Below are 10,694 nucleotides of genomic sequence, written 5' to 3' on the forward strand. Positions count from 1 at the left end.
GATCCCTCAAAGACGATGAGGTAGATAGGTTCGAGGTGGAAGTGTGGTGACACATGGAGCTGACGAATACTAATCGATCGAGGACTTAACCAAAATGTTTGAAACATTCAATGAACCGTTTATCCAGTTTTGAAAGAATAATTCTTTCAATTAAGGGTTTCAATATACGACGTATATTGAAAGCCGAAAATAGTCTAGTGATGATGGCAAAGAGGTCACACCCGTTCCCATACCGAACACGGAAGTTAAGCTCTTTAGCGCCGATGGTAGTTGGGGGCTTCCCCCTGTGAGAGTAGGACGTCGCTAGGCACCTGAAAAAGTCGAGGATTTATTCCTCGGCTTTTTTATTTGCAATTTTTCAGCAGATTAACCCAAATAATACCATGAAATGGTTGTGGTTTCTGCCGACTATCTAGCCGAAGGTGAAAAATAGACGATGGAGCAAAATATCAAGCACCAGCTGACGAAGATGCAGGACCTAGAGATTTGTTTGGAATAAAGTTTGATTAAAATGCTTTCTTTTCCGGTAATTTAGTATACGGATTTTATAAATAAGTTTGATTTTTATTTGTAGTTCTTGTTGGACTAAAGAGCGGCATAAGGATACTCTGCCTTTTTAACCTCAAGCGTGTGAAGAGCGCTAGCCCAACGGTAGGTGGGAGATGAATTTCGGTTTAGCATAGCCAAAAACTTTTGATAACTAGCTATATGAAGTTCTTGGATCACTCGATATATGAGGTTGCTGGAAAGAAAATAGAGTGCGAAAACCAAGCGATTCGGTTCCTGTGTAAAATATCTAACGTACCAAAAGAGCGTCCACACGTTGGACATCTAGGGTCAGAACACTCCGAAGTAACGCTCAGGGAGACAAAAGGTTGCTTTCGTCGTGGAACTGGGAAGCTCTCACTTTAAGCTTTGCTAAGTGGCGAGCAGTTCACATTCGTTTGAGGTCTCCTTTAATGATTGAGTACATATATAAATCATCAAATTTTCCACAAGTATATTCATAATGCCTCAATAAACCTTCTCTTTTAAAGCCCTGATTTTCTACTAATTTTTGTGATGATAAATTCGCAGGATCAATTAGCGCCTCAATTCGTTCCATTTCAAAATGTTTATAGCCATATTTAATAACAGCTTCTAAAGCTTCACCAGCTATTCCTTGGCCCCAATATTTTTTATTTAATTCAAACCCTATTTCAGCTCGATAATGTTTAGGGTGCATATTAAGAAAGCCGCAACTACCTATAACAACACCAATATTTTTCTGTGTAATTCCCCACCTTATACCTGTACCTTCTTCCAATATAGATTTATACCATCTTATTTCGCTCAAGACGTCATTTGGGGATTCGTATGGTTCTAACCCCATATATTTAACAACGTCTTTATCTGATAGGTATTTATACATATCGTTAGCATCCTCTGGTGTCACTTCTTTTAAAATTAACCTTTCTGTTTCTATGATCGGAAATTTACTCATCATACAGTCTCCCTTTATAAATATTGGATTTAATAATCTTATAATATATTCTATTCTAGAATTTCTCACTTACATTATGACCAAACTATGCCCTTACGCAGCTAAACTGCATCGTTAGTAAAAAGCATCTCAAGTTGTAGAAACAACTTTGATAGCGCAATATGAAAAATAGCGACTTCTACAACTCAAGATTGTAGGAATTTTTATTATATTACTGGTATTATTTTTTTAGATTTGATAATTCATAGTTAATAACTTCCTTTATCTTATCGTTTCCAATTGCTCCATTATGGAATGTATTAGAATCGCTCCAGTAAAGCTGTCTAAATGAAACACCATTATTAAGTTCAATCCCCAAAAATATACGTGTACCTTCTAGCTTACCTACATCAATTAATGATTGTACATCTTCTAATTTTAATTCATAAAATGCGGCTAGGAACGTATCCTTGGAAGACTGTGAGAATGTGTGTATTCTCTTGCCATCTTCAGTGCTTTCAAAATAGATATTCTTCACCAACTTATCCATAGGGTAAAGTTCTCCTGCTGTTGTTGCCATTTTATTTGTGTTGGCTACATAAACATCATCATTTGCAGCAACAATCAAGGAAGTTGGATATCCTTTTATTTCAGAAATGATTGTTCCTTCTTTTAAATATGTCGCATCACCATTTTGCATCTTGTGATTACTGCATGCACTGTCAGCCATCTTATATGTCACTTTACCAAGTTCTTTACCTTTTTCAATCGTTATAGGGAGATTTTCATTTGCTGGCTCTGGAAAATAATGGGCATACTCTATATCATTAATCATCAGCACATCCACCCATTCAATTATCGCATCAGGACATCCTTTATGAAAAGTGAAGTTACTGCAAGAAGATAACAACAAAGCAAATACAGAAATCAATAGCATATTTTTAAAAACTTTCAACATAACACCTCCTAGTTATTAGACACTTATCACAGATTTAAGTTACAATTAAAATGGGAATATTCAGATTTAATCTTAGGGATGGAAATCGACACACCTGCAACGTTTTAACTTAAAATCCGCTGAATACGATAAAAAAATAAGAATAGAAAGCTTTCTACTAGATTGTACTACGCAAGAGTGTAGTCGTTTGATACAATAAAATCATAGTATTCAAGATAGAAACGGCGGGTGTTCGTATGGTTAGTGATATTTTAATAGAAATTGTAACAGCGATTGGCCGCTTTTTAATCAACCCATTAATGTATATCGCAATTTTATTTGCGGTTTTATTAGGTTATAGTCGTGTAAAGCAGGAGCGGAAATTTTTTAATAGACGTATTATTTGGGGTTGGACAGAGCTAATTGGTCAATGGAAATATGGGTGGCTAAATGCCCTCCTCATTTCACTAATAAGTGTTGGGTTAGGTTTAACAGTACCTAAAGCCTTTTTAATGATTTTAATCGCTATTTCTGCGTTGGCATTATTATTGTTCTTCATTAATGCACTTTCACCTATTTATACAATGGGGCTTGCGACATTAGCAATGTGGTTGATGTACCATTATAATTGGACATTTTCTTGGTGGAAAATCTCTTTAGAAGGTGTAAATTTACTTGATGGTTCCATTATAACGATTACGATTTTAGCAGGTCTATGTGTGATTGCTGAGGGTATGTTAATTCGCCGAACAGCAATGAAGATAACGACACCGAGAGTTGAAAAGACGAAGCGAGGTATGCAGGCAATTGTCTATCGTTCAAGAAATGTATGGGTATTGCCAATTTTCTTTGTAATACCTGGTGATATTATTCCGGTAGATTTCCCTTACTGGCCGCAATTTACATTAGGAGAGAGTACCTTTTCACTCGTACTATTTCCACTTGTTATAGGCTTTTCAAAGCTTACTAGAAAAGAATTACCGACTTTGCAATTGCCTAAAATTGGCAGAGTAGTGCTAATGCTAGGTCAGTTAATTTTAATAGGTGGACTTGCTGCAGCGCTGGAGCCATTTATTGGCATTATCACGTTGGCAATTGGTGCAGTGATTCGTATCATTATTTCGATCTTCTATGCTATGCAAGATAAAAAGGACATTTATGCGGTTGCACCAAATTCAAAGGGTGCTATTATTGCGGCTGTCTTACCTGATTCACCTGCTGAAAAAATGGGCTTACTGGCAGGAGAATGTATTCGTAAAGTAAACGGTCAGGCCATTTTTACAGAAAATGATTTATACGAGGCTTTGCAATTAAATGCTGCACATTGTCGCCTAGAAGTAATAGATCGTAACAATGAAATACGCTTAACACAGCATGTTATATATAGCAATGATCATTATCGTATTGGATTGTTATTAGCTGAGCCGAGGGATATATGATGGATGTTTTCGGGAAAATGATGTTAGCGTTATTTTTACCAGCATTACTCGTATTATTGTTTACTAGAATTACGTATAATCGGTATGTTGCATTAATATTGGCGATTGCGCTTATTGCGGCATCTATCTATGCAGGTTATACTTCGCCACCTATTATCTTCGTAATCGATGCATTTTCGTTAACAGTAGGCTTTTGGCTAGCAAGTAAAATGAAAAAAAACAAAAATTAATATAAAAGGTCAGTCAAAAGTGATAGCTTTCTCACTTTTAAGACTGACCTTTTTACATGAAAAACCTTACGGCTGCCATAATGATAACCCCTGCTACAACTGTAATAGATAAGCTTTTGGTAACAAGTGCAATCATAAGCGTTGGCACAAAGGTAATAAATACGGGCCAATTGAGTGTAACAATTTTTCCGCTTTCTGTATCCAATAAGTTTTCGATGACAAGAGCACTCAAAATACAAACTGGGATAAAGCTTAGCCATTTTAATACAACCTCAGGTAGCTTCACATTTCGGACGAATATAAACGGAATAATACGTGGTAGCCAGGTGACAAGTGCACAGCCAATGATGAGCCATACCATAGTAGCAGTTGTCGTCATTTATCTGTCACCACCCCTATAGTTGCTACAATAACTGTTGAAAGAAGAACAGCCACATGCGAAGGCATAATATAAGAAAGACCATACATAATAACAACCATATAGCCGATTAACATAAGATAATGCATTATTTTACTTTTACCTACACTGTTAAGCTGGAGAACAAGAAGTGCCACAAACATAGCAATCAATGCGAAATCTAAGCCCCATTTTTCAGGAGTTGCTACCCATTGTCCTAAATATGCACCAGTTACACAAGATAGAATCCAAAATGAGTAAGCAGTTATGTTCAGCCCATCCATCCATTTGCCATGTAATTTACCGGTTTGCATTTGCTTTGTAACGGCTACACCAAATGTTTCGTCCGTCAATAATGTGCCGAAACCAACATTTCTTAGCATGGAATAGCGTGTAAAATGAGGAGCTAATGTTAAACTCATTAATAAATGGCGTAGATTTACGACAAAAATGGTTACAATAATAGCAGAAGCAGGGCTATTCGTTAAAAGAAGTGCACAAAAAATAAATTGTGCGGAGCCTGCGTAAATGAGTATCGTTAAAAGCGCAATTTCGAGTACAGATAACCCAGAAGCGGAACCTACAACACCGAAAGCGAGTCCTATGCTAATATATCCGAGTAAAGTGGGGACACAATCTTTAACGCCTTGTAAAAAGCTATCGTCTGGCGTGTTTGCTGTTTCATTCTGAAAATCGGTTGTACTTGTCATAAATAGATCGTCCCTTCTTATAAATTTCCATGTATAATAATGGTGGAATAGTCTGATAGTTCGTGATGTTTATTAAAGTATACATATGTCTTATAAAATAAACAATAGAAATTGGTGAATAAAAATGGAGCAAATGAGTCGAAATTTGGCATTTCAATTAAAGAGGATCCGGCAGCAACGTCATTTAAGCTTAGATGATGTTGCCAAAGCTACAGGGGTAAGTAAAGCTCAACTTGCCCAAATTGAAAAAGGAGAGGCAAATCCTACAGTATCAACGATTTGGAAAATTGCTGCAGGAATGCGCACTTCATTTTCTTCATTATTACAAGCACCAACAGCACACTTTATGAAATATAGTAGTAAGGATGCGCCACGTGTAGATGAAGATGAGGGACGATATCGTGTGTATTCCATTATTCCTTATAATCCAGATCGTGGCTGGGAACTTTATAGGGTTGAAATGGAGCCCGGTGCTTTCAGGAGAAGTGAAGCCCATACAGAAGGGGTAGAAGAAACTGTGACTGTAATCCAAGGGCAGGCCATTATTTCTGCTGGTGAGATGCATGAATTACTAGAAGAAGGGGATACACTAGTATTCTCAGGACATCAGCCACATGAGTATAAAAATACTTCGGAAAAGTTAACGATTTTACATTTAATTTTGCAATATAAATAGAGGTGTCGATTTTGAGTGAATGGTTTACTGTAGATAATATTGAGCAAATTGCGGCACAATATCGAACGCTTGGCCCAATCATTGGTTTATTTTTAACGTTTATAGAGGCGTTTTTTCCGTTTTTACCTCTGGTCGTGTTCGTTGTCGCCAATGCGAGCGCATTTGGTTTATGGTTAGGTTTTTTATTATCATGGATAGGATCTGTAGCGGGGTCATATGCAGTATTTTTGCTTGTCCGACATTTTGGCAACCATCCAAGGCTTCGATTTGTAACAGGCAGTAAAAAAGTAGAGAAGCTAATTAAATGGGTAGATATGAATGGTATTAGCCCATTATTCGTGTTACTTTGTTTTCCTTTTACACCCTCAATCATTGTAAATATTGTAGCGGGGCTGTCCCATATTCATAAAAAGTATTATTTTGTAGTGTTATTGGCTGGGAAGTTCGTTATGATTTTAGGAATGAGCGTGCTTGGTTACGATTTGAAATCGCTCCTAACAAGTCCTGTAAGACTGATTATTGCTGCTGTTGCGATTGTCTTGCTTTGGTGGGTTGGCAAGTTTATGGAGAAACGATTAAATGCGCGTGTAGAGAAAGACTTAAAACATGCGAGAAAATTGACGAAAAATCATCAACGTTAAAAGTTGAATATGCACATCTTACCCCTTTTATCATGTAAAATGAGAGAAGGGGTTTTTTATCTTCATTAATAAAGGTAAGGCAATGCTCGAAAAACATTGAGTAGCGCTTAGATAAAATATTTTAAAATGCATAGGTAGAGTAGCAAAGTGATCAGGTCAGTGCGAAAAGTGATCAGGTCAGTGCGAAAAGTGATCAGGTAGAACAGCAAAGTGATCGGGTCAGTGCGAAAAGTGATCAGGTAGAACAGCAAAGTGATTGGGTCGGTGCGAAAAGTGATCAGGTAGAACCGAAAAGTGATCGGGTCAGTGCGAAAGTGATCAGGTAGAACCGAAAAGTGATCGGGTGAGTACGAAAGTGATCAGGTAGAACAGCAAAGTGATCGGGCCAGTGCGAAAAGTGATCAGGTAGAACAGCAAAGTGATCGGGTCAGTGCGAAAAGTGATCAGGTAGAACAGCAAAGTGATCGGGTCGGTGCGAAAAGTGATCAGGTAGAACAGCAAAGTGATCGGGTCAGTGCGAAAAGTGATCAGGTAGAACAGCAAAGTGATCGGGTCAGTGCGAAAGGTGATCAGGTAGAACCGCAAAGTGATCGGGTCAGTGCGAAAACCGCTCAGGTAGACCAGCAAAGGCCAGGTGTTCCACAACAACAATCACTTTTTAAAATAGATAATTAACAGGAGGGGAAAAGTACATGACATTGCGTATCGTATCAGGACGTTCAGGGACGGGTAAATCAACGTTTATTCATCAAGAGATTGTCGAGCAATTAAAAACAGAGCCGTTAGGTCATCCAATTTTTGTAATTGTCCCCGACCAAATGTCGTACTCAACGGAGTATGAGCTAACGAATAAGCATGGCTTGCAAGGCTTAATTCGTGCACAGGTCATGACATTTAAACGATTGGCATGGCTAGTGTTACAGGAAACGGGTGGTATTGCTCGAAAAGAAGTAAATGGCTATGGTTATCGAATGCTTATCCGTAAACTTTTAGAGGAACAAAAAAGTGAGTTTTCGTTATTTCGACAAGCAGCTGGGAAACGAGGCTTTACAGAAGAAATTGAAACGCTATTACGAGAGTTTAGTCGTTATAGTGTAAATAGTTCGGTGTTAGCTGAAGTGACAGCGTCTTTGCAGGCCATTGATGCGCCTAATACATTGCAAGCGAAGGCTAATGATTTACAAGTAGTTTTGCAAGCTTTGGAGGAACGACTTGGCACGACATATGTCGATAGTGAGGGGTATTATCCGATTTTAACCGAGCAACTAAAATGCTCCGAGACGATGAAGCAGGCGTCCATTTATATAGATGGTTTTACAGCATTTACGGTAAGAGAATTAGAGCTTGTAAAAGAGTTATTGAAGGTGACGAAACAGGTAACGGTAGTTCTTCCCTTTGACCATATCGATGAAGTTTATGATGAGCAATCTTTATTCCATGAAGCCGCTTCTACGAATCAACGTTTACACGACATTGCATCTGAAGAAGGCATTGAAGTTGAAGCACCACTGCACTTCTATAATACGTATCGTTTCCAGTCTAGTGATTTACAACATATGGAAACTCGATTTGCTGATATGGTGCCTCAAGCGAAAGAAACTTCAGGTGATGTAATGGTGCTTGAAGCATCTAATCGACGTGCGGAGATACATGCCATTGCCCGGGAAATAACAAAGCTGACGAGAGAGAAGGGGTATCGTTATCAAGATATAGTACTTCTTTATAGACAAGCAGAAGTTTATGACCCGCTCATTACAACGATTTTCCAACAATACGAAATTCCTATTTTTACAAATTCGAAAAAGACGATGCTGCATCATCCTTTAATTGAACTTAGTCGATCTGCTTTAGAGGTTATTACTTCTAATTGGAAATATGAACCGGTTTTTCGTAGCGTGAAAACAGATTTATTTTTCCCGTTACATGCTGAATTAAATGTTTGGCGTGAGCGAGCGGATCGTTTAGAAAACTACTGTTTAGCACAAGGCGTCTTTGGAGAGCGCTGGTTTGAGGAAGTTCGATGGTTTTTCAAAAAGTATCGCGGACTTGAATTCCATTCACGCGTACAAACGGACGAAGAACGTGCTATGCAGGCAGAAATCGAGGCTATTCGCGACGAAATTCGGCAGCCGCTTAAATCATTACAGGACAAGCTGGAAGTGGCGACAACAGGTAGAGAAGTAGCGACAGCTTTATTTGAGTTGATTGAGCATTTAAATGTTTATGAAAAGCTTCAAGCAATGAAAGATCGTGAACTAGATCGAGGCGATGCATTAGCTGCAAGTGAGCATGATCAAGCGTGGAAAGAATGGATTGCAGTGCTCGATCAGTTTGTGTATATGTTTGGTGAGCAGGAGATGTCCGTGGAGGAAGCGGCGAAAACTTTAGATGAGGGCTTTGATACATTAGAATTTTCGCGTATCCCGCCTACATTAGATGAGGTCATGGTAGCGACAGTTGATTTAGCTCGTTTATCGAATATAAAAGTCGCTTTTGTCTTAGGAATGAATGATGGAGTCTATCCAACTCGTATGGATTATGAGGGATTGCTGTCAGATAACGAACGTGAATGGTTTAGTCAAATTGGCTATGAGCTAGCGCCGACGTCTAAAAATCGTTTACTGCAGGAAAATTTCTTGCTATATCGAGCTTTAACTACGCCATCCGATAAATTATATATGTCCTATCCAACGGCAGATGAAGAGGGCAAGGCACTACTGTCTTCACTCTATATAAAGAAAATTATCGGCAATGATAAAACGGCTGGCCTTTTGAGTGGTGTCGAGGTCGAGCGAGTTGTAATCGATCCAATTGAACTACTGGATGAAAGTGCATTACCGTATTTACGCCATCCACGTACAGCTTTAGCACATTTAATGGTGCAAAAACGCCAAGCTGAACATAGTCGTGAGCTAGCGCCAGAGTGGCTTGCTTTACAAAAATTTTATAGACAGGACCCTTATTGGGCACTTATTTATGATCGAGTTTTACATCCAATCACTCATAAAAATGAAGCTGAGCCCTTAGAAAACTACATCACTCAGGAATTATATGGTCAAAAGCTAACATCTAGCGTGTCTCGTGTTGAGAAATATTTCCGTTGCCCATTCTCGCATTTTACAACGTATGGGCTTCATCTTGAAGAGCGGGCAGAGTACAGACTAGAAACATTTGCAATGGGCGATTTATTCCATGAGGCATTGAAATGGATTACGGAGGAGACACACCGTCTGCAACTATCATGGATACGTTTAACAAAGCAGCAAATTAAACAATTAGCACGTCAAGCCGTAGAGCAAATTGTGCCGGTATTTTCTCATCAAATCTTACTATCTAGTGCACGTTATCGTTACATTCAACGCAAGCTTATACGTATTGTCGAGCGAACAATGACGGCACTTACGCAGCATGCGAATGTATCCCACTTTAAGCCAATTGCCATTGAGGCATCATTTGGACCGGGACAAAATGAACAGCTTCCTCCACTTGAAATAGATTTAACAGGTGGTAAGAAAATGTTTATGCGGGGTCGTATTGATAGGGTAGATAGTGCGTCTATTGATGACCGCTCTTATTTACGGATCGTCGATTATAAATCATCCGCTCGTGATTTAGATTTGAATGAGGTTTATCACGGTTTGTCTCTACAGGTACTAACGTATCTAGATGTGGCGATGGAAAACGCTTCTTATTGGCTGCCAGGTGAGGCGGAGCCAGCTGGGGTTCTTTATGTACATGTCCACAATCCAATGCTAAAGCTTGATAAGGATTTAAGCGACAGTGAAATTGAAGAAGACCGTTTAAAACAATACAAAATGAAAGGTCTTTTGTCGGAAAATGCGGAGGCCATTTTATCGATGGACGAGCAATTAGAGGAATCGAGTGGGCATTCAAAAATTATTCCTGTCTATATGAAGAAAGATGGGACACCATCAGAATCTCAGTCACGGGTTGTACCTGTAAATGATATGAAAAATCTACAGCATTTTGTACGGCGCAAGCATCAAGAGGCTGGTGATGGAATTTTAGCAGGGGATACGTCCATTAGTCCTTATAAACTTAAAACAAAAACAGCATGTGATTACTGTCAATTTACGGCGGTTTGTCAATTTGACCCATCTGATGGCAAGCAAAGCTACCGTCAGTTACAGCAAGCAAAACCGAATGATATCGTTGAGATAATTCGGAAGGAGATGAAGTAA

10 protein-coding genes and 2 rRNA genes are annotated in these 10,694 nt (G+C 38.8%); 7 read left to right on the forward strand and 5 right to left on the reverse strand.

The features are described 5' to 3' along the window. Positions 1-93 (forward strand): 23S ribosomal RNA (locus ABH966_RS05940); the annotation flags it as partial. Positions 94-193: 100 nt separating this feature from the next. Beyond that, a 5S ribosomal RNA gene (gene rrf / locus ABH966_RS05945) occupies positions 194-309 on the forward strand. Positions 310-934: 625 nt separating this feature from the next. Here the strand turns inward: rrf and ABH966_RS05950 are convergent. Then, positions 935-1,483: a GNAT family N-acetyltransferase gene (locus ABH966_RS05950; RefSeq protein ID WP_370077024.1), complete on the reverse strand. Its 549-nt coding sequence runs from the start codon at positions 1,481-1,483 to the stop codon at positions 935-937. Positions 1,484-1,703: 220 nt separating this feature from the next. After that, positions 1,704-2,417, reverse strand: coding sequence for a hypothetical protein (locus tag ABH966_RS05955; RefSeq protein ID WP_370076686.1), 714 nt, complete (start codon positions 2,415-2,417; stop codon positions 1,704-1,706). A 239-nt stretch (positions 2,418-2,656) separates the two neighbouring features. Here ABH966_RS05955 and ABH966_RS05960 point away from each other — a divergent pair, with 239 nt between their 5' ends. Both ABH966_RS05960 and ABH966_RS05965 read left to right on the forward strand, forming a co-directional pair. After that, positions 2,657-3,838 (forward strand): PDZ domain-containing protein, encoded by a 1,182-nt coding sequence (locus ABH966_RS05960; protein WP_370076688.1) that lies wholly within the window; start codon positions 2,657-2,659, stop codon positions 3,836-3,838. After that, complete coding sequence (locus ABH966_RS05965; RefSeq protein ID WP_370077026.1) at positions 3,838-4,068, forward strand: DUF2198 family protein; 231 nt, start codon at positions 3,838-3,840, stop codon at positions 4,066-4,068. The genes ABH966_RS05960 and ABH966_RS05965 overlap by 1 nt, the downstream gene beginning before the upstream one ends. 52 nt (positions 4,069-4,120) lie before the next feature. Here the strand turns inward: ABH966_RS05965 and ABH966_RS05970 are convergent, their stop codons facing one another. Both ABH966_RS05970 and ABH966_RS05975 read right to left on the reverse strand, forming a co-directional pair. Continuing rightward, the gene (locus ABH966_RS05970) at positions 4,121-4,447 is read right to left on the reverse strand and encodes an AzlD domain-containing protein (RefSeq protein ID WP_370076690.1); all 327 of its coding nucleotides are present in this window, start codon (positions 4,445-4,447) and stop codon (positions 4,121-4,123) included. Continuing rightward, on the reverse strand, positions 4,444-5,175 hold the full coding sequence (locus ABH966_RS05975; RefSeq protein WP_370076692.1) for an AzlC family ABC transporter permease: 732 nt from the start codon (positions 5,173-5,175) through the stop codon (positions 4,444-4,446). Before ABH966_RS05975 ends, ABH966_RS05970 begins: the two co-directional genes overlap by 4 nt. A 124-nt stretch (positions 5,176-5,299) precedes the next feature. On the opposite strand from ABH966_RS05975, the gene ABH966_RS05980 reads away from it, so the two are divergent. After that, positions 5,300-5,851 carry a helix-turn-helix domain-containing protein gene (locus tag ABH966_RS05980; protein ID WP_370076694.1) on the forward strand — a complete coding sequence of 184 codons (552 nt, stop codon included), beginning with the start codon at positions 5,300-5,302 and terminating at the stop codon, positions 5,849-5,851. 11 nt (positions 5,852-5,862) lie between these two features. Further along, positions 5,863-6,492 (forward strand): TVP38/TMEM64 family protein, encoded by a 630-nt coding sequence (locus ABH966_RS05985; RefSeq protein WP_370076696.1) that lies wholly within the window; start codon positions 5,863-5,865, stop codon positions 6,490-6,492. 318 nt (positions 6,493-6,810) lie between these two features. Here ABH966_RS05985 and ABH966_RS05990 read toward each other — a convergent pair whose 3' ends face one another. Continuing rightward, positions 6,811-7,137, reverse strand: coding sequence for a hypothetical protein (locus tag ABH966_RS05990; RefSeq protein WP_370076698.1), 327 nt, complete (start codon positions 7,135-7,137; stop codon positions 6,811-6,813). Between the two features lie 47 nt (positions 7,138-7,184). Between ABH966_RS05990 and addB the strand changes: the two genes are divergently transcribed. Next, positions 7,185-10,694, forward strand: a complete 3,510-nt coding sequence (gene addB / locus ABH966_RS05995; RefSeq protein ID WP_370076700.1) for a helicase-exonuclease AddAB subunit AddB — start codon at positions 7,185-7,187, stop codon at positions 10,692-10,694.

It is taken from the genome of Lysinibacillus sp. RC46 (genome assembly GCF_041262385.1).
Classification (GTDB): Bacteria; Bacillota; Bacilli; order Bacillales_A; family Planococcaceae; genus Lysinibacillus.

Excerpts from the sequence above, each read along its gene's own strand:
- ABH966_RS05960 (WP_370076688.1), top strand. The coding sequence starts at position 2,657 with ATGGTTAGTGATATTTTAATAGAAATTGTAACAGCGATTGGCCGCTTT.
- ABH966_RS05975 (WP_370076692.1), bottom strand. The coding sequence starts at position 5,175 with ATGACAAGTACAACCGATTTTCAGAATGAAACAGCAAACACGCCAGAC.
- ABH966_RS05950 (WP_370077024.1), bottom strand. The coding sequence starts at position 1,483 with ATGAGTAAATTTCCGATCATAGAAACAGAAAGGTTAATTTTAAAAGAA.
- ABH966_RS05980 (WP_370076694.1), top strand. The coding sequence starts at position 5,300 with ATGGAGCAAATGAGTCGAAATTTGGCATTTCAATTAAAGAGGATCCGG.
- ABH966_RS05970 (WP_370076690.1), bottom strand. The coding sequence starts at position 4,447 with ATGACGACAACTGCTACTATGGTATGGCTCATCATTGGCTGTGCACTT.
- addB (WP_370076700.1), top strand. The coding sequence starts at position 7,185 with ATGACATTGCGTATCGTATCAGGACGTTCAGGGACGGGTAAATCAACG.
- ABH966_RS05965 (WP_370077026.1), top strand. The coding sequence starts at position 3,838 with ATGGATGTTTTCGGGAAAATGATGTTAGCGTTATTTTTACCAGCATTA.